The sequence below is a fragment of the Bradyrhizobium sp. UNPF46 genome, assembly GCF_006658625.1.
Classification (GTDB): domain Bacteria; phylum Pseudomonadota; class Alphaproteobacteria; order Rhizobiales; family Xanthobacteraceae; genus Bradyrhizobium; species Bradyrhizobium nitroreducens.
On sequence record NZ_LFJB01000027.1, the window covers coordinates 53,749 to 72,128 of the forward strand.

The window sequence follows — 18,380 nt, forward strand, 5'->3', positions numbered from 1 at the left end:
CCTTTAGTTCATCCCGGCTGGGGATGGAAATAATCGAAAATCCTGCGGGCGCTCTCGGCGCTGACCCCCGGAACCTTGCCGAGATCGGCGATCGAGGCGCGTTCGATCTCCTTCAGGGTCCCGAAATGATGCAGCAAGGCACGTTTGCGTGACGGGCCGATGCCCGGAATCTCCTGCAAACCGGCCTCGCGGATGTCCTTCTTGCGCAGCTTACGGTGCGAGCCGATGACGAAACGGTGGGCCTCGTCGCGCAGGCGCTGGATGAAATAGAGCACGGGGTCGCGCGGCTCCAGCTTGATGGCCTCGCGCTCCGGCATGAACAGGGTCTCGCGGCCGGCATCCCGGTCCGGCCCCTTGGCGACCGACATCAGCGACACCTGGGTCAGGCCGAGGCTGGCGAAGATCTCGCGGACCGCGTTGAGCTGGCCGCGACCGCCGTCGATGATGACGAGATCGGGCCATTGCGGGAAATCATCGTCCTTGGTCTTGGTGCCGGCGTCCTCGGGCGGATTGATCAGGCGCTTGAAGCGGCGCTCCAGCACCTCGCGCATCATGGCGAAGTCGTCGCCCGGCGTGATCCCTTCCGACTTGATGTTGAACTTGCGGTACTGGTTCTTCACGAAACCATCCGGGCCGGCCACGATCATGGCGCCGACTGCATTGGTGCCCTGGATGTGGCTGTTGTCGTAGACTTCGATGCGCTTGGGCGCATGCGGCAGGCTCAGCGTCGTGGCCATGGCGTCGAGCAGGCGGCTTTGCGTGGCGGTATCGGCGAGCTTGCGGCCGAGCGCCTCGCGCGCATTGGTCAAGGCGTGGGCGACCAGCTCCTTCTTCTCGCCGCGCTTGGGCGTGGTGACCTCGACCTTGTGGCCGGCCTTGATCGCCAGGGCATTGGCGAGCAGCTCGCTCTCCTCGATCTCGTGCGAGAGCAGGATGACCTTCGGGGGCGGCTTGTCGTCGTAGAACTGCGCGAGGAAGGAGCCGAGCACCTCTTCCGGAGTGAATGACTTCTCCGCGCGCGGAAAATAGGCGCGGTTGCCCCAGTTCTGGCCGGTGCGGAAGAAGAACACTTCGACGCAGGAGAAGCCGCCCTCCTGGTGGATGGCGAACACGTCGGCTTCCTCCACCGTGCGCGGATTGATGCCCTGCTGGGACTGGATCGCCGAGAGCGCAGCGAGGCGGTCGCGGTAGAGCGCGGCGCGCTCGAACTCGAGCTCACCCGCCGCCTTCTCCATCTCGCCGGCAAGCTCCTGCTTCACCGCGTGGCTCTTTCCGGACAGGAAGTCGCTGGCCTCGCGCACCAGCGTCGTATAGCCGCCGAAGTCGATCTCGCGCGTGCAGGGGCCGGCGCAGCGGCGGATCTGGTAGAGCAGGCAGGGCCGGGTGCGGCTCTCGAAGAAGGAATCGGTGCAGGAGCGGATCAGGAAGGCGCGCTGCAACGCCGTGATGGTGCGGTTGACCGCGCCGGCGGAGGCGAACGGGCCGAAATAGCGCCCGGGCCGGCTCTGCGCGCCGCGATGCTTGAGGATCTGCGGCGCCCAATGGTCGCCGGTGATCAGGATGTAGGGAAACGATTTGTCGTCGCGCAGCTGCACGTTGAAGCGCGGCCGCAGCTGCTTGATGAGGTTGGCTTCCAGCAGCAGCGCCTCGGTCTCGGTGTTGGTCGAGACGATCTCCACCGTGACGGTGGCGGCGATCATGCGCAGGATGCGGGCGGGCAGCGGCGCGCTTTGCCGGGCGTAGCTGGACAGGCGCTTTTTGACGTTCTTGGCCTTGCCGACATAGAGCACGTCGGCATTCGCGCTGAGCATGCGATAGACGCCGGGCGAAGTCGGGGCGAGCCGGACCGCGCGCTCGATCGCCTCATGGCCGGTCGCCAGCGGCTCCTCGCCGACCGCGCCGCTCTCCTCCAGGATGTCTGGCAGCCGCGCATCGTCATCGTCCTCCCCGGCGGGGGCGGCGGGATCGATATCCGGCGCTGCCAACGCCTCGGGCGGCACGTCGCTCGCAGTCGTCCGCGGCGATTTCCGCGCGCGGTCGTCCGGGTCGTCGGTGGAATCGTGAACCATGGGGCGAATTTAGGCGCTGGGGGTGCCGATTTGAAGTTCCGGCGATGCGGCGCACACAGGATGGCGGCGCAGTTCCCGGTAACGCTTGCTTAAGCCTGTTAACAGCGCGGTAACCCCGCTTAACAGCCCTTTAACTTAAAACTCTCGATAAATCTTACGCGAAAAAGTGGTGGTTCCGTAACCATGCGGTTTTGCCTCGCGCGGCGGCGCAGGCATCGCGGGGACGGCAGTTGCGTTGGAGTTAAGTGATGAAGAGGCTCGTTGTGGGCGCGGCCGCGTTGGTTGCAGCCGGCTGGACAGCTTCGGCAGAGGCCGCCGATCTCAATTACGGGCAGCGTGCCCCCTACACCGTCAATCAGCCGCTCAATGCGTATAGCTGGGCCGGTCCTTATCTCGGCGGCAACATCGGCTACGAATGGGGCTCGGTCGACAACAATCCCTCCAAGCCCTCGGGCTTCGTCGGCGGCGTGCAGGCCGGCTACAATTTCCAGAACGGCCCGTTCGTGTTCGGCGTCGAAGGCGACATCCAGGCCGCCGGGGCCGACGATACCTTCGCGCCGTGGAAATTCTCCAATCCGTGGTTCGGCACCCTGCGCGGCCGCGCCGGCTATGCCTTCAGCAATGTGCTGTTCTACGGCACCGCGGGCCTCGCCTTCGGCGAGCTGCGCGCGCAGACCTTCGGCTGGTCGGAATCGCATACGACCGCGGGCTGGACCATCGGCGCGGGCGCGGAAGTGGGCCTCACTCCGAACTGGAGCGCCAAGCTGGAATATCTCTACATCGATCTGTCGACCAGTCAGTTCGCAATTACGGGCGTGTCAAACGGCTATAGCGCCAGCGTCGTGCGCGCAGGCGTGAACTATCGCTTCTGATAGCTGAAGAAGAAACTACCGGACAACAACCTCCCGGCCGCTCGCGGCCGGGATTTTTTTGCGCGAAATATTGCGCCGAAGTGTCGTGCGTCAGGCCCGCTAGGAGAGGATGACGAGATTGACCGCCTTCGGTCCCTTCCCCTTCTTGTCGGGTTCGACTTCGAAAGTAATGCGCTGTCCTTCGGCAAGGTCCTTCAGTCCCGCCCGCTCCACAGCTGTAATATGCACGAAGACGTCGCGACCACCGTCGTCAGGCTTGATGAAACCGTAGCCGCGTTCGCCGTTGAAAAACTTGACCGTTCCCGTCATGGCCATCGGGAAACTCCCCCTCATTGCTCCTCCGTCGCGACGCAGACGCACGTCGCGACGTGACCGGGCTTCACGGAGCCCGGGAGAGCTGGCCATCCTTGGGCGGACCGCTGGCGGTCCGGCCGGATCTTTCTTAGGCCTTCACTCCGCCGCAACCATTCGCGGAAGCGGAACGTAAAGCCAGTCACGGAAACAGCATAATACGGTTCTCTGCAGATTGACTACCGCTCCTGCATATTTTTCCCAAGAATGCCGGAGTGTTACGGCTTCTTGGCTCTAAGGCTTGGGCACTTCCAATCGGAATCTGGCAGCACCGCCCTGGCCGAGCGGCATTTCCAGCTCGGGCAGGATCGTCTTGAGTTCGCCCTGCAACGTGTAGGGCGGATTGACGATCAGCAGCCCGGTGGAGGCCAGCGCCCCGCCTTCGAGCTGGGGGGCGACGCTGAACTCGAGGCGCAGACATTTTCCCGGTGGTTTTGCTGCAGCTGCGAGCCGCGCCACGGTCTGGGCCAGCATGTCGGTGGCGCGCCGGCTCTTGGCCGGATACCAGATGAGATAGATGCCGGTCGGCCATTTCGCGAAGACCGCCGAGAAGGCTTCGCCCAGCCGCTCGAACTCGTCCTTGGCCTCGAACGGCGGATCGATCAGCACGAGGCCGCGCCGCTCCTTCGGTGGCACGAAGGCGGGCAGCGCCACCCAGCCGTCGAGATCGACCACGCGGGCCTGTTCGTCGTGGCGCAGAACGCCGATCAGCGTTTTCCGCGCCTTCGGCTCGAGCTCGCAGGCGACGAGCCGGTCCTGCGGCCTGAGCAGGCCGCGCGCGATCAGCGGCGAGCCGGGATAGGCCTTGAGCTCTCCCTTCGGATTGAAGGCGCGGACGATGTCGAGATAGGGCTTGGCCAGCGCCGCGCTCTCGTTCGACAGGCGGGCCTGCATCAGCCGCGCGATGCCGGTCAGCCATTCGCCGCTGCGGCGCGCCTCGTCGCTGTCGAGATCGTAGAGGCCGGCCCCGGCATGGGTGTCGATGACGCGGAACGCCCCCGGCTTGTCCTGCAGATAGGTGATGATGCGCGCCAGCACGATGTGCTTGATGACATCGGCGAAGTTGCCGGCGTGGAAGGCGTGGCGGTAGTTCATAAGAAGATCTGCGGCTCGTATGAGAATGCGCAGCTCTTTCTACTCGTCATGGCCGGGCTTGTCCCGGCCATCCACGTCTAGATGCACGGCGCCATGTACGTGGATGCCCGGGACAAGCCCGGGCATGACGACGGATAGGCTGGGTTCTAACCGCCCCTGATCGGCGGCATCGTTACCTGCTCGCGGCGACAGGCGCGGCGGTCGGTCTCCTCGCAGGCGCGGAATTGCAGGTCCTTGCTGAGGCAGATGCGGACCTCGGAGAGCCTGGTCCGGTTGCAGGTGACCGAGACGGCGGCATTGCTCAGCCCCGGATTGGCCTTGATGAAGGCTTCCTCCACCTCCGCCGGCGCCACGGTCTTGGCCTGCGACAGATCGAGATATTCGGCCGGAATCTTGATTGCAGCGCGTGCTTTGCGGATCGTCTCGAAATAGCCGCGGCCTTCGAGGCCTGAGCACGTGCCGTGCTTGTCCCATTCGTTGAAGATCAGGCCCGGCGCCGGCATCAAATCGAGCATCGAGGAGACGATATTGCGGTTCAGCCGCGGCGCGGGCCGCTGGCAATATTCCGGGAAGCCGTTCTCATATTGCGGCCACAGCCCGTGCACCACGAAGGCATAGGGCCGTCCGCCGCACTGGATCTGGGAGCGGCCGCCGCGCTCGGCTGCCTCCTCGCAGAACGAGGGCGACCACGACAGCGACAGCACATAGAAGTCGAATTCGCCCGGCGCGTTCTGCCGCTTGTCCTGGGCCTTTGCATCCCCGGCGAACGCGGCGAGGCCCGCGGCAAGGAGCAGGGAAAGGGCCAGCGAGATCACGAGGCGGGAGAACGAATGCAATCTGGAATGAAACATGACGACGCCCCTCAACTAGACTGTGCAGGAAAGCCTAGCAGGCGACAAGAACATTTCAAGAACAAAATTCGGGCGGCAGTCGCCGGGCGTCTGATAAACCCGAATCAGGGCTGTTCGAATTAGGGCTTGGCGGCGCGGCAGGCCGGATTATAGGCCCAGTTGCGGTCGAGCCCGACGACGCACCACTCGACGCCGTTGCCGTAGCCGGCGAATCCACCATCCTCGATGAGCGAGAAGTGCACCTTGCGCACCTTGCCGTCATTGAGCATGGCGTCAGCGGTGCAATAGCGGCGCGGAATGTTGTCGGATTGCCAGGGCCGGAATGCGGTCTCGCGCACGGCGGAGAAGCCGGTGATCTTCAACGAGGAATTCCAGAACGTGCTTTCCTTTTCCCAGAACTGGGTGGCGATCGTCGGCAGCGCCCTGTCACAATCGGCGACGGCCCCGTCGTAGCGCGGCCCGCTCAGCCAGAAGTTCATTTCCAGCGGGTTGGCGGCCCTGGCCTCACTGAGCGACATCGCTCCGAACAACAGGCCGAGCACGGCGGCATAGCGGAGCGATTTCGGGGAGGGGGCGCGCATGTTCAATCCGGACGGCTAAAGTCTTGCAAGGGCTGGACGGTGCCGCGAAGGTCGGGGGAGGTCAAGTGCAGCGCGGCAACACTTCGCCAGGAGTTGACCACAACGTCGCGGTCGGCAGGGCTTCGGTTCTTTCCACTTCGAGTCTGGCACCGTAAACTGGCGGTCAGCCAATTGGAGTGACGGGAATGCGAATCATTGCGGCCGCGGGCTTTCTCGCCCTGGGTATGGTGGCGAGCCAGTCGGCGCGCGCCGACTACGTCCCGCCGTTCAAGGGCAACGACACCGGCGGCATCATCGCCTATTCGATGGCCACCCAGGTCGATGCCCGGCAGGTCGCGGTCGATCATTGCGCGCGCTACGGCAAGGTGGTCAAGTTCCTGGCCGTGCAGGCTTATGAGGGCGGCTACATCTCGTTCTCCTGCCGCTGGGTGCCCTATGGCGCCGCCGAGCAGCCGATCCGCACGCTCTACTGAGGCCTTTTCGTAACGCCGCATCTCAGCCGGGAGCTTCTCGCATGACGCGCAAACTCGCTTTGCTCGGCTCGACGCTTTGCCTCGTGGTGTCGGCTGGCGTGGCCAGTGCCGACGACCTGCCGGTGCGCAAGGCCGGCCTTTGGGAATTGAAGATGGTCAGGACCGGCACGCCGATGCCCGAGATGACCATGCAGCATTGCACCGACGAGACCGTCGACAAGGAGATGAGCAACAACGTCTCGCCGATGGCCAAGCAGATCTGCGCCAAGCAGGACGTCAAGAAGACCGCGACCGGCTATGTCAGCGATTCCGAGTGCAGCGTCGCCGGCATCAGCACGACCTCGCACGCCGAGATCACCGGCGATTTCAACTCGGCCTATACGGTGAAGACCACCTCGCACGCGCAGGGCGGCGCGGCCGGTGCGGCGGGCCGGGACACGACGATGCAGCTCGAAGCGAAGTGGCTCGGGGCCTGCAAGCCCGATCAGAAGCCCGGCGATATCGTGATGCCCGGCGGCTTCAAGATGAACGTGCGCGACATGGACAAGCTTAAGGCGCTGCTGCCGAAGTAGGTTTGTCGTTGCCGCGAAACCGGTGCGCTCCCTCGCCCCGTTCTTACGGGGAGAGGGTTGGGGTGAGGGGCATCTCTCCGCACGTGCGATCGTCGTGAGACCTGTACCCCCTCACCCGGATCGCAAGAGCGATCCGACCTCTCCCCGCAAGCGGGGCGAGGGAAAGAGAGCATCTACACCGGTATCCTCACGCTCGCCCGCAATCCCCCCATCGGGCTGTCGCCGAGCGTGATGTCGCCGCCATGCGAGCGGGCAATGTCGCGGGCGATGGCAAGGCCAAGGCCCGTGCCGCCTTCGTCCTGGTTGCGGGCGTTGTCCAGCCGCAGGAACGGCTTGAACACTTCTTCGCGCAAATGCATGGGAATGCCGGGTCCGTCGTCGTCGACCGTGACGGTCAAATAACGGTGATCGCGCTGGCCGGTGATGGCGATGCTCTTGCCGTAGCGTGCCGCGTTGGTGACGAGGTTGGCGAGGCAGCGCTTGAACGAGGCCGGCTTCACCGTCACCACGGGCAGGCCGTGGAAGGCGACGGTCGCGGCATGGCCGTGGCGCTCGGCATCGCCGCGCAGCTCCTCGAGCGCCTGCGCCATGTCGGTCGGCTGCGACTGTTCGCCGGAATCGCCGCGCGCAAAGGCGAGGTAATCCTCCAGCATCATCGACATCTCGTCGACGTCCTTGCGCATGCCGTCGAGTTCCGGGCTGTCGCCGATCAGCGCCAGCTCGAGCTTGAAGCGGGTCAGGATGGTGCGCAAATCGTGACTGACGCCGGCGAGCATCGCGGTGCGCTGCTCCATGGTGCGCTCGATGCGCGATTTCATCTCGAGGAAGGCGACCGACGCCCGCCGCACCTCGCGCGCGCCGCGCGGTCTGAAGTTCGGCGCCTCGCGGCCCTTGCCGAAGCTCTCGGCGGCGTCGGCGAGGCGCAGGATCGGCTTGATCTGGTTGCGCAGGAACAGCACCGCGACGATGAGGAGGATCGACGACGTGCCGACCATCCAGAACAGGAAGATCTCGGAATTCGAGGCATAAGCGGCGCTGCGCTGCGCGAACACGCGCATCACGGCATCGTCGAGCTGGATCCGGATCTCGACGAGATTGGAGCGCCCGACCGTGTCGATCCAGAACGAGCGCCCGATCTGGCGGCCGAGCTGCACCGACAGCGTCTGGTCGAGCAGTGAGAAGAACGGCTTCGGTCCCGGCGGCGGCATGTCGCCCGCCGGCAGGAAGTCGACCACGAGGCCGAGGCGCTGCTGCGCGATGCGGCGGATCTGGTCGCGATCCTTGTCTTGTGGATAGCCCTTGTAGACGTCGATCAGCGCGGCGATGTCCTGCACCACCGCGGCCGAGAGGCGGCGTGTCACCGTGTTCCAGTGCCGCTCCATGAACACGAAGGCGACGACCGATTGCAGGATCACCATCGGCACGATCATGATGAGGAGCGCGCGGGCGTAGAGGCCGGTCGGCATCCAGCCCTTGAACGCGTTGCCCATCCAGCCATTGGCGGCGGAGACGCGGCCGGCGGCGCTCTTCAGAAGCGTCAGGCCGGTATCGATCGTGCTCATCTGGCGCGCTTCACTTGCGTTATGGCGAGGCCACCAGCCGGTAGCCGATGCCGCGCACCGCCTGGAGGAACAGCGGATTGGCGGGGTCGGTCTCGATCTTGCGCCGGAGGCGATTGATCTGCACGTCCACGGCGCGCTCGTTGACGCTGCCATTGCCGGTCAGCGCGCTGCGCGGCACGGTCTCGCCCGGCGTCTCCGAGAGAATGCGCAGCATCTCGCGCTCGCGGTCGGTGAGGTGGATGACCTCCTCGCCCTGGCGCAGCTCGCCGCGATCGAGATGGTAGATGTAGGGACCGAAGACGATCTTCTCGACCGCCGCGGCTTGCGGCGGCGGGGCGGCGCGCTTGAGGATGTTGTTGATGCGCAGCGCCAGCTCGCGCGGCTCGAACGGCTTTGCGACGTAGTCGTCGGCGCCGATCTGCAGGCCCTCGATGCGGGCCTCCGCCTCGTGCCGCGCCGTCAGCATCACGATCGGCACCGAGGAGGATGTCCGGATGAAGCGGGCGAGATCGAAGCCGGTCTCGCCCGGCATCATCACGTCGAGGATCAACAGGTCGAAATGCAGACCCAGCAATTTTGAGCGTGCATCGCCGGCGCTCGCGGCGGTGGTGACGCGGTAGCCTTCGGCCGCGAGGAAGCGCGAGAGCAGATCGCGGATGCGGCGGTCGTCGTCGACCAGCAGCAGATGCGGCGCGTCATCGGCGGGGCGCGCCGGGGGGCGGGCGAGAGTGGCAGCGAGTGGCACGGTCACTCCTTGGTGTCGTGGTTGACGTTGGCGAAGATCGTCGCGAGCACCTTGTCCGGATCGTCGCGGTCGATCATCGCGCGCAGGAAGCGCTTGACGGTCTCGGCATCCTGCGGGCTCATCTCGGCGAGCGCCTTGGTGATGCGCGTGGTCTGCAGACCGGCGAGCTTCTGCACCAGCTCCTCACCCTTCGGCGTTGCGTAGAGCAGGCGCTGGCGGCGGTCGTTGTCGCCGGTCTTCTGCACGATGTAGCCCTCGTCCAGGAGCTGCTTGAGCACGCGGCCGAGCGACTGCTTGGTGATGCGCAGGACGTCGAGCAGGTCGGCGACCTTGAGACCAGGATAGCGGTAGACGAAGTGCATGACCCGGTGATGAGCCCGGCCGAAGCCGAAGGCTTCCAGCTCCTGGTCGGGATCACCGACGAAATCGCGGTAGGCGAAGAACAGCAGCTCGATGATATCCCAGCGCAAATTGCCTCCATCGCCTGCGGCCGAACCGGGCCCGGTGGCGTCGTGAGAGGACGTTGCGAAATTTATGTCAGGCATATTGACGTATCTTGGGTTCAATGTTACAAAACGATCGACCCGCACGAAATTTTAGATCGTATCGTGTGGGGTGGCATCGAAGCAGGGCGGCCGGAGAAAGCCGGACAGGCGACGACGGCCGGATCAGAACTACCGTGCGATTGTCGAGCGGCATTTCGGCAAAACATACTGGACTTCCGCCTTCCGCAAAAGCATGTCCTGCCCGACATGCTGGTCACGGAAACCGGCCGTAACAAGGCTGGCGGTGGTTCGGCCAGCAATCTAATCAAGCCAGCCGGGCCCAATCGGGGCAGGCGGGCGCCAGAACAGCGCCGCCATCGGCAGCGGGAGGCAAGGACATGAGCATGAAATTCGACATCCAGCCCGCATCTAACCCGACCCCCGAGAAGGACCGCGTGGCCAAGCTGGTGGACCCCGGCTTCGGGCGGGTCTTCACCGATCACATGGCGATCGTCCGCTACAACCAGGCCAAGGGCGGCTGGTACGAGGCGAAGATCGAGGCACGCGCCAATTTCCCGATGGATCCGGCCGGCGCGGTCCTGCACTACGCCCAGGAGATTTTCGAGGGCCTCAAGGCCTACAAGCGCGACGACGGCGGCGTGAACCTGTTCCGCCCCGACGCCAATGCGCGGCGCTTCAGGGACTCCGCGGACCGCATGGCGATGGCGCAGCTGCCCGAGGACGTCTTCATCGAGGCGGTCGAGCAGGTCGTGAAGATCGACCGCGCCTGGATGCCCGGCGGCGAGGGCAGCCTTTACCTGCGGCCTTTCATGATCGCGAGCGAGACCTTCCTCGGCGTCAAACCGTCGTCCGAATACATTTTTGCAGTCATCGCTTCGCCTGTCGGATCCTACTTCAAGGGCGGGCCTGCGCCGGTGTCGATCTGGGTGTCCGAGAATTACACGCGCGCGGCGGTCGGCGGCACCGGTGCGGTCAAGTGCGGCGGCAATTATGCGGCGAGCCTGCGCGCTCAGGCCGAAGCGATCCAGCATGGCTGCGATCAGGTCGTCTTCCTCGACGCGATCGAGCGCCGCTATATCGAGGAGCTCGGCGGCATGAACGTGTTCTTCGTGTTCGACGACGGCTCGCTCTCGACGCCGCCGCTCGGCACGATCCTGCCCGGCATCACGCGCGACTCCATCATCACGCTCGCCAGGGATGCCGGCAAGACCGTGCGCGAGGAGCCGTACTCGCTCGACCAGTGGCGCAAGGATGCGGCCTCGGGCCGGCTGAAGGAAGCCTTCGCCTGCGGCACCGCCGCCGTGATCTCGCCGATCGGCAAGGTGCGTTCGGTGAGCGGCGATTTCGAGATCTCGGGCGGCGCCGCCGGTCCCGTCGCCATGGGCCTGCGCAAGCAGCTCGTCGACATCCAGTACGGCCGCACCAACGATCCGCACAACTGGGTCCGCAAGGTGTTTTGAGATTTCCCCTCTCCCCGCACCCGGGGAGAGGGGAAAAGCGCAATGTTTGTGGACTTTTGCGCTGTGAACTCCTCGCCACAACTACGCGACAAAGCCAGGACGCAACAAGCATCCTGGACATCGCGCTCATGGCAACAAAGCTCTCCCAACCCATGAAATGGGTGGTTCTCGCCGCCATCACCGGCGTTTCCGTTTTCGGCATCCTGACCATCGGCCCCACGCATGAGGTGGCCGCACAAGACCGCTCGCCGATCGTGGATGTGCGCACCACCGATCCCGAAATGAATGCCGCGATCGCGCGCGCCCGCGGCACGCTGCCGACCTTCTGGGCTTCCTATGAAGCGCCAAAGCCGTCGGAGGAAGGCCATTCCCTGAAGGTGCGCTTTCATACCCGCAAAGGGGGCGAGCACATCTGGATCGCCGAGGTGAAGAAGCTGCCGAACGGAGGCTATTCGGGCTTCTTCGCCAACCAGCCGCGGGACCTGCCGGGCAAGCGGGCAGGCGACAAGGTCGAGTTCGCTGAAGCCGACATCTCGGACTGGATGTTCATGCGCAACGGCAAGATCGTCGGCGGCGAGACCATCAAGCCGACGCTGAAATCGCTGCCCAAGGCGGATGCCGATGCGCTCCGGGCGCGGATGGAGCAGCCGTAGGGCGCTTTCTTCCCTTCTCCCCTTGTGGGAGAAGGTGGCGCGAAGCGCCGGATGAGGGGTTGGCTCCACGAGTTCAAATGTGAGTTGAATTCGTGGAGAGAACCCCTCACCCGGCTCGCCGCTACGCGGCGAGCCACCCTCTCCCACAAGGGGAGAGGGGCAAGAACGGTTGCCGCCTCGCGCCCCGGCTGGTAAACGCCGCGCATGGCCGAGAAACCCAAAAAACCGCAGAAACTGAAGGCGCGCCTGCCGCGCGGGCTCGAGGATCGCGATCCCGCCGCGATCCGGGCGACGCGCGAGATGGTCGAGAAGATCCGCGCCGTCTACGAGCTCTACGGTTTCGAGCCCGTCGAGACGCCGGCGATGGAATACACGGACGCGCTCGGAAAATTCCTGCCCGACCAGGATCGTCCGAACGAAGGCGTATTCTCGTTCCAGGACGACGACGAGCAGTGGATCAGCCTGCGCTATGATCTCACCGCGCCGCTCGCCCGCTATGTCGGCGAGCGCTACGGCACCGACGCGCTGGTCCTGCCCTATCGCAGCTACCGCGTCGGCTACGTCTTCCGCAACGAGAAGCCCGGCCCCGGGCGCTTCCGCCAGTTCATGCAGTTCGACGCCGACACGGTCGGCTCGGCAACGCCCGCGGCGGATGCCGAGATCTGCATGATGGCGGCCGACACGATGGAGGCGCTCGGCATCGCGCGCGGCTCCTACGTCGTGAAGGTGAACAACCGCAAGGTGCTCGACGGCGTGCTGGAAGCCATCGGACTCGGCGGCGAGGAGAATGCAGGCCGCAGGCTGATCGTGCTGCGCGCGATCGACAAGCTCGACAAATTTTCCGCCGACGAGGTGCGCAAGCTGCTCGGCCCCGGACGATGGGACGGTGGCGAGGAAGGCAAGGGCGACTTCACCAAGGGGGCCAATCTGAGTGCCGCTGAAGCTGATGTCGTTCTCGCCATCACCAAGCCACGGGACGATTGGAAAGACGCAATTGCTGCCGCTGAAACGTACCTCGCCAAGAGCGAAGTCGGTCAGGCCGGCGTAAGTGAACTGGAAGAAATCGCAAAGCTGGTCACGGCGTCGGGCTACGGTGCCGATCGTATCAAGATCGATCCCTCCGTCGTGCGCGGCCTCGAATATTACACCGGCCCCGTCTACGAGGTCGAACTCCTGCTCGAGACCAAGGACGAAAAGGGCCGGCCGGTGCGCTTCGGCTCTGTCGGTGGTGGCGGACGTTATGACGGTCTCGTCTCGCGCTTCCGCGGCGAGCTGGTGCCGGCGACCGGTTTTTCGATCGGGGTTTCTCGCTTGCAGGCCGCGCTGACGCTGCTCGGCAAGCTCGACACGCGGCCCGAATTCGGCCCCGTCGTCGTCACCGTGTTCGACCGCGACCGCGTCGCCGACTACCAGAAGATGGTGGCATCCTTGCGCGCCGCCGGCATCCGCGCCGAGCTCTATCTGGGCAATCCCAAGAACATGGGCAACCAGCTCAAATATGCCGACCGCCGCAACTCGCCTTGCGTGATCATCCAGGGCTCGGACGAAAAGGCGCGCGGGGAGGTGCAGGTCAAGGATCTGATCGAGGGCGCGAAGGCAGCGGCCGCAATCGCCTCCAACCAGGAATGGCGCGAGAGCCGGCCGGCACAGTTCTCGTGCAGCGAAGCCGATCTCGTCGCGAAGGTGCGCGAGGTCCTGGCCCGCCATGACGTAAGGTGGGGATAGCCATTCGCCCCGCTTGTCATGCGCGGGCTTGACCCGCGCATCCATCTTCAAAATGATGGATTGGCGGGGCAAGCCCGGCAATGACGAAGCAGGAAACATTGAAGCAGCAGGGAGACAACGATGCCTGAGATCACCGTCAGCATGGCCGAGGGCCGCACCGACGAGCAGAAGGCCGGCATGATGCGCGACATCACCCAGGCGCTGGTGAAGAATCTCGGCGTCGACGCCGATGCCGTCGTCATCCAGATCAACGAAGCCCCGCTCCGCCACAAGATGAAGGGCGGCAAGACGTTTGTGGAGCGCGCGGCCGCGGCGAAGAAGTGACGCGTAAGCGTCATTCCGGGGCAGCCCGTTCAGGGCTGAACCCGGAATCTCGATCGACAATCTCCGGATTCCGGGTTCGCGCTTCGCGCGCCCCGGAATGACGAGCAGGCACCATGGACGCACGCGACTTCATCGAGATCGGCATGAGCGCCGAGCGCACGCTGGTGGTGCCGGCTGAGCGCACGGTCGGGCATTTCGTGCCCGGCATGCCTTTTGTGTACGCGACGCCGATGATGATCCTGGAGATGGAGATGACGTCGGGCGATGCGATCCGCTCGGCGCTTCAGCCGGGCTGGGTCACCGTCGGGACCGAGGTCGATATCCGCCATCTCGCAGCCGCCCTTGTCGGCGCGACGGTGCGGACCACCGCGACGGTGGTCGCGGTGGAGCGCCGCGTCATCCGCTTCGAGGTCGAGGCGTTCGAGGGCGCGCGCAAACTCGGCGAGGGCCGCCACGCGCGCGGGCTCGTCAATGTCGAGATGTTCAACAAGCGGCTGGGCGCGACGTAGCTTCTGCTTGCTCTGCCCCGATCCTGAGGAGACCGCGCAGCGGTCGTCTCGAAGGATGGCCGCGGGCGAGAGCCGGGCCTTTCATGGTTAGAGACGGCGCTTCGCGCCTCTTCACCATGAGGATCAACTACTTCGCCAATTCCTTCGAGCGCTTGGTCGCCGCTGCGACCGCGCGGATCATCAACTCGCGCAGGCCCGGCTCGCCCATTAGCACGCCGAGCGCTGCGGCGGTGGTGCCGCCGGGCGAGGTGACGTTCTGGCGCAGCGTGGCGGAGGGAAGCTCCGACTGGTGCAGCAGCTCGCCGGAGCCCGCAACGGTTTCGCGCGCAAGCTTGGTCGCCAGCGCCTCGGGCAAGCCTGCCTCGACGCCGGCGCGGGCGAGTTCCTCGGCGAGCAGGAACACATAGGCTGGCCCCGAGCCGGACACGGCGGTGACCGCGTCCATCAGGCTTTCATCCTCGACCCATTCGACCGAGCCGGTCGCGCGCAGCAGCGCATCGGCCACCGCGCGCTGCACCGCGCTGACGTTGTTCGCTGCGACGGCGACGGTGATGCCGCGGCCGATCGCGGCCGGCGTGTTCGGCATCGCGCGTACCACGGCGCCGCCGCAGACCTCCTCAAGCGATGCGATCGTGGTTCCAGCCATGATCGACACCACCGACGTCCTGTCCGAGACGAGCGATTTCAGCTTGGCGCCGGCCTCGCGGAACATCTGAGGCTTTACCGCGACGACCAGCGTCTCGACCGTGCCGACCGTGGCTGCATCGGGATTGAGCGCGACACCCTTGGCGGCGAGCGCGGTGATCTCGGGCGAAATGTGCGGATCGATCACGGCAACGCGGCGCGGATCGAGCCCGCCTGCCAGCCATCCCGTCAGCATCGCGCCGCCCATCTTGCCGGCGCCGGCGAGCAGGATGGTGCCCGTGATGTCTTGGAGGGGATTGTTTGCCATCGCCGTTGCCACACACTCAGGCGTCATCCCCGCGAAGGCGGGGATCCATAACCACGAGTGGTTCTAGTGGATGGAGGTGTTGGCAACAAGTCGCGTGCCACAAGCGAAATCACGCGGTATGGATCCCGGATCTGCGCGCGCTTTGAGCGCGCTTGTCCGGGATGACGTGGGGAGGGGAGCGTCGGCTCTATTGCGGGGCGAGGATCCTTACGCCTCTCCGACCGTATCGAACATCGCCGCGTCCATGGCTTGCGCGGTGGTCTTGCCGGCCCAGACCACGAACTGGAACGCCGGGAAATAGCGCTCGCAGGCGTGGATGGCGCCGGCCAGCATGGCTTCGCATTGCGCGGTCGAGGCGGTCAGCCCGCCCGGCAGCACCAGGGCCTGGCGATGCATGACCATTCCGCTGTTGGTCCACAGATCGAAATGGCCGACCCATAGCTGCTCGTTGACCGCGGCGACGAGCCGCTGCACCTCGCCGCGGCGCGCGAGCGGAATCTTCATGTCGAAGGCGCAGGCCAGATGCAGCGCCTCGATCTCGCCCATCCAGGTGAAGGAGAGCTGGTAGTCGGTCCATTGTCCCTTCGAGACAATCGTGAGTTCGTCTTCGCCGGAGCGTTCGAACGGCCAGTTGTTGCTGGCAGCGATATCCTCGACCACCGCGAGCGGATGGCTTCTGGAATCGATAGTGCCTTCGAGCAGGGACATGCCGTCTCGACCTCTTGCCTTCTTGTTGTCTTTGATACGCACACGGTTGGGCCCGGCGCACGCTCCCTAAACGTCGCTACGGCGTCCCCTCGGAGTCGCCTTTGCGATCTCCTCGGGGTCTTGCGATCCCTCGGATCAGCGCGGGCCTGTCGCGGATCAAGTGATGTGATTTGCGGAATCTGCGCAACGGGGTCCCGAGTCCGTCCACAAGCCAGGACTCGTTCGTCCACAGCTCATCTCCGCCACAATTCTTAACAGGAAGAACAAATCAGAATCGAAAACGCCAGCCGGCGCCAACCGTTAATTCCGCCGTGCGAGGGCCGAACCGCCGCCCGGGCATGGGACCATGCGATTTGCCCATGCGGAACGCGCTTGCCGCGCCGGTCCGCCGGCTGCATATTTCCTGTCAGGCCGTTCATTCCGGACGGCCGATGTTCTCAGGGCGGGGTGAAAGTCCCCACCGGCGGTAAGGGCCGAAAGGCCCAAGCCCGCGAGCGCCTTCCCCGAGGTCTTTGCCGAAGGGAAGGGTCAGCAGATTCGGTGCAACTCCGAAGCCGACGGTTAAAGTCCGGATGAAAGAGAACGGTCGGTGGCGGACGCATCGTGAGGATGCGGCTGTTTGTCGTTCCGTGTGCCCTGATTCTGGTCCTTAAACCGAGGAAAGCCATGAATCAGATGTTGCAAGATACCCAAGCCGAAACTGAATTCCCCCAACCGCCGGTTCCCAAAGGACCCGCGAGCGAGCACCCGCGCTTCGCAAAGCCGCAGCGGGTGGCTTTCGTGCAGGCCTGCTGGCACCGCGACGTGGTCGAGGAAGCCCGTATCGCCTTCATCAAGGAAGCCGAGGCGCGGCATCTCACCCATGTCGACGTGTTCGAGGTGCCGGGCTCGTTCGAGATCCCGCTGCATGCGCAGGTCCTCGCCAAGACGCGGCGCTACACCGCGATCGTCGCGGCCGGCCTCGTCGTCGACGGCGGCATCTACCGCCACGAGTTCGTCGCCGACACCGTGATCAAGGCGCTGATGGACGTGCAGCTGCGCACCGAGGTGCCGGTGTTCTCGGCCGTGCTGACGCCGCAGCAATTCCACGAGACCGAGGTGCATTACGACTTCTTCCGCAAGCATTTTGCGATCAAGGGCGTCGAGGTCGCCGCTGCCTGTGCCGAGACGCTGCTCGGCCTGGAGCGCCTGCGCGGCCAGGTCGCCGCGGGGATCGTAGGGTAGTAAGGGGCGGAAGGACCGCGCACTCCCTCGCCCCGCTTGCGGGGAGAGGGGGAGCTTCCACGGCGGCGGTGAGCGTTTGACTCGCGGAGAGTCCCCCTCACCCGGATTGCATCTGCGATGCAATCCGGCCTCTCCCCGCAAGCGGGGAGAGGCGAAGAAGCGTCAGTCGAACAGGCTCGACACCGATTCTTCGGCCGCCGTGCGCGCGATCGCATCCGAGATCAGGCTGGCGATCGGCAGGGTGCGGATGTTCGGCGCCTTGGTCACCGCTTCCGTCGGCAGGATCGAATCGGTGATCACGAGCTCCTTCAGCCGGGAGTTCGTGATGCGGGCGGCCGCGCCGCCGGAGAGCACGCCGTGGGTGATGTAGGCGTAGACGTCCTTGGCGCCCTTGGCGATCAGCGCGTCGGCCGCGTTCACCAGCGTGCCGCCGGAGTCCACGATGTCGTCGATCAGGATGCAGGTGTAGCCGGCGACGTCGCCGATCACGTTCATGACCTCGGATTCGCCCGCGCGCTCGCGGCGCTTGTCGACGATGGCGAGCGGGGTGTTGATGCGCTTGGCGAGGCCGCGCGCGCGCGCCACGCCGCCGACGTCGGGCGAGATCACCATCGTCTTGGAGAGGTCGAACTTGTCCTTGATGTCGCGCACCATCAGCGGCGCCGCGTAGAGATTGTCGGTCGGGATGTCGAAGAAGCCCTGGATCTGGCCGGCGTGCAGGTCGAGCGTCATGACGCGGTCGACGCCGGCCTGCGTGATCAGATTGGCGACCAGCTTGGCCGAGATCGGCGTGCGCGAGCCCGATTTGCGGTCCTGCCGGGCGTAGCCGAAATAGGGCAGCACCGCGGTGATGCGGCGCGCCGAGGAGCGGCGCAGCGCGTCGGTGATGATCAGCAATTCCATCAGATGGTCGTTCGCCGGGAACGAGGTCGACTGGATAATGAAGGCATCCGAGCCGCGGACGTTCTCCTGGATCTCGACGAAGATCTCCATGTCGGCGAAGCGCCGGACCACCGCCTTGGTCAGCGGCAGGTCTAGCCCTTGCGCGATGGCCTGGGCGAGAGCCGGATTGGAGTTGCCGGCGACGAGCTTGATGGAGCCGTTCTTGCCCGACATGGATGCTTCCTCCCGCGCTTTGCTGGATACGA

Annotated in this window: 20 protein-coding genes and 1 riboswitch; of the genes, 9 read left to right on the forward strand and 11 right to left on the reverse strand. The window is 65.2% G+C overall.

Features of this window, described 5'->3' with window-relative positions:
* Window positions 1-8: 8 nt before the first annotated feature.
* Window positions 9-2,069: an excinuclease ABC subunit UvrC gene (gene uvrC / locus UNPF46_RS12555; protein ID WP_142250224.1), complete on the reverse strand. Its 2,061-nt coding sequence runs from the start codon at window positions 2,067-2,069 to the stop codon at window positions 9-11.
* 248 nt (window positions 2,070-2,317) lie between these two features.
* Here uvrC and UNPF46_RS12560 point away from each other — a divergent pair, with 248 nt between their 5' ends.
* Window positions 2,318-2,941 (forward strand): outer membrane protein, encoded by a 624-nt coding sequence (locus UNPF46_RS12560; RefSeq protein WP_174719011.1) that lies wholly within the window; start codon window positions 2,318-2,320, stop codon window positions 2,939-2,941.
* Between the two features lie 99 nt (window positions 2,942-3,040).
* Here UNPF46_RS12560 and UNPF46_RS12565 read toward each other — a convergent pair whose 3' ends face one another.
* The 4 genes from UNPF46_RS12565 to UNPF46_RS12580 all read right to left on the reverse strand — a co-directional run bounded on the left by UNPF46_RS12565 (window position 3,041) and on the right by UNPF46_RS12580 (window position 5,819).
* Entirely contained in the window at window positions 3,041-3,256 is a 216-nt protein-coding gene (locus UNPF46_RS12565) for a cold-shock protein (protein ID WP_008544396.1), read from the reverse strand.
* Between the two features lie 270 nt (window positions 3,257-3,526).
* Window positions 3,527-4,387 (reverse strand): 23S rRNA (adenine(2030)-N(6))-methyltransferase RlmJ, encoded by an 861-nt coding sequence (locus UNPF46_RS12570; protein WP_142250225.1) that lies wholly within the window; start codon window positions 4,385-4,387, stop codon window positions 3,527-3,529.
* 146 nt (window positions 4,388-4,533) lie between these two features.
* A complete protein-coding gene (locus tag UNPF46_RS12575) occupies window positions 4,534-5,238 on the reverse strand; it encodes a ribonuclease T2 family protein (RefSeq protein ID WP_100178136.1) in 705 nt (234 codons plus the stop codon).
* 119 nt (window positions 5,239-5,357) lie between these two features.
* Complete coding sequence (locus UNPF46_RS12580) at window positions 5,358-5,819, reverse strand: hypothetical protein (protein WP_100178137.1); 462 nt, start codon at window positions 5,817-5,819, stop codon at window positions 5,358-5,360.
* 185 nt (window positions 5,820-6,004) lie between these two features.
* On the opposite strand from UNPF46_RS12580, the gene UNPF46_RS12585 reads away from it, so the two are divergent.
* Window positions 6,005-6,292, forward strand: coding sequence for a hypothetical protein (locus UNPF46_RS12585; RefSeq protein WP_100178138.1), 288 nt, complete (start codon window positions 6,005-6,007; stop codon window positions 6,290-6,292).
* Window positions 6,293-6,333: 41 nt separating this feature from the next.
* A complete protein-coding gene (locus UNPF46_RS12590; protein ID WP_100178139.1) occupies window positions 6,334-6,864 on the forward strand; it encodes a DUF3617 domain-containing protein in 531 nt (176 codons plus the stop codon).
* Window positions 6,865-7,037: 173 nt separating this feature from the next.
* Here UNPF46_RS12590 and UNPF46_RS12595 read toward each other — a convergent pair whose 3' ends face one another.
* Genes UNPF46_RS12595 through UNPF46_RS12605 form a run of 3 tightly spaced genes read right to left on the reverse strand, consistent with a single transcriptional unit; the run spans window position 7,038 to window position 9,716 of the window.
* On the reverse strand, window positions 7,038-8,426 hold the full coding sequence (locus tag UNPF46_RS12595; RefSeq protein WP_100178140.1) for an ATP-binding protein: 1,389 nt from the start codon (window positions 8,424-8,426) through the stop codon (window positions 7,038-7,040).
* Window positions 8,427-8,445: 19 nt separating this feature from the next.
* Entirely contained in the window at window positions 8,446-9,177 is a 732-nt protein-coding gene (locus tag UNPF46_RS12600) for a response regulator (RefSeq protein ID WP_100178141.1), read from the reverse strand.
* Entirely contained in the window at window positions 9,174-9,716 is a 543-nt protein-coding gene (locus tag UNPF46_RS12605) for a MarR family winged helix-turn-helix transcriptional regulator (protein ID WP_246668643.1), read from the reverse strand. The genes UNPF46_RS12600 and UNPF46_RS12605 overlap by 4 nt, the downstream gene beginning before the upstream one ends.
* Window positions 9,717-10,054: 338 nt before the next feature.
* On the opposite strand from UNPF46_RS12605, the gene UNPF46_RS12610 reads away from it, so the two are divergent.
* From UNPF46_RS12610 to UNPF46_RS12630, 5 genes are all read left to right on the forward strand, one after another.
* A complete protein-coding gene (locus UNPF46_RS12610) occupies window positions 10,055-11,137 on the forward strand; it encodes a branched-chain amino acid aminotransferase (RefSeq protein ID WP_142250227.1) in 1,083 nt (360 codons plus the stop codon).
* A 128-nt stretch (window positions 11,138-11,265) separates the two neighbouring features.
* Window positions 11,266-11,790: a YegJ family protein gene (locus UNPF46_RS12615; protein WP_142250228.1), complete on the forward strand. Its 525-nt coding sequence runs from the start codon at window positions 11,266-11,268 to the stop codon at window positions 11,788-11,790.
* A 204-nt stretch (window positions 11,791-11,994) separates the two neighbouring features.
* Entirely contained in the window at window positions 11,995-13,515 is a 1,521-nt protein-coding gene (hisS, locus tag UNPF46_RS12620) for a histidine--tRNA ligase (protein WP_142250229.1), read from the forward strand.
* 120 nt (window positions 13,516-13,635) lie between these two features.
* Window positions 13,636-13,839, forward strand: a complete 204-nt coding sequence (locus UNPF46_RS12625) for a tautomerase family protein (RefSeq protein ID WP_008144861.1) — start codon at window positions 13,636-13,638, stop codon at window positions 13,837-13,839.
* Between the two features lie 113 nt (window positions 13,840-13,952).
* Complete coding sequence (locus UNPF46_RS12630) at window positions 13,953-14,348, forward strand: thioesterase family protein (protein ID WP_100178146.1); 396 nt, start codon at window positions 13,953-13,955, stop codon at window positions 14,346-14,348.
* A gap of 127 nt (window positions 14,349-14,475) precedes the next feature.
* Here the strand turns inward: UNPF46_RS12630 and proC are convergent, their stop codons facing one another.
* Complete coding sequence (gene proC / locus UNPF46_RS12635; protein ID WP_142250230.1) at window positions 14,476-15,300, reverse strand: pyrroline-5-carboxylate reductase; 825 nt, start codon at window positions 15,298-15,300, stop codon at window positions 14,476-14,478.
* A gap of 207 nt (window positions 15,301-15,507) precedes the next feature.
* Window positions 15,508-16,008, reverse strand: a complete 501-nt coding sequence (locus UNPF46_RS12640) for a type III secretion system chaperone family protein (RefSeq protein ID WP_100178147.1) — start codon at window positions 16,006-16,008, stop codon at window positions 15,508-15,510.
* 429 nt (window positions 16,009-16,437) lie between these two features.
* Window positions 16,438-16,596: riboswitch (FMN riboswitch) on the forward strand.
* Between the two features lie 78 nt (window positions 16,597-16,674).
* On the opposite strand from UNPF46_RS12640, the gene UNPF46_RS12645 reads away from it, so the two are divergent.
* Window positions 16,675-17,232, forward strand: coding sequence for a 6,7-dimethyl-8-ribityllumazine synthase (locus UNPF46_RS12645; RefSeq protein WP_100178148.1), 558 nt, complete (start codon window positions 16,675-16,677; stop codon window positions 17,230-17,232).
* Between the two features lie 162 nt (window positions 17,233-17,394).
* On the opposite strand, the gene UNPF46_RS12650 is transcribed toward UNPF46_RS12645, so the two are convergent.
* Window positions 17,395-18,348 carry a ribose-phosphate pyrophosphokinase gene (locus tag UNPF46_RS12650; RefSeq protein WP_174719012.1) on the reverse strand — a complete coding sequence of 318 codons (954 nt, stop codon included), beginning with the start codon at window positions 18,346-18,348 and terminating at the stop codon, window positions 17,395-17,397.
* Window positions 18,349-18,380 lie beyond the last annotated feature (32 nt).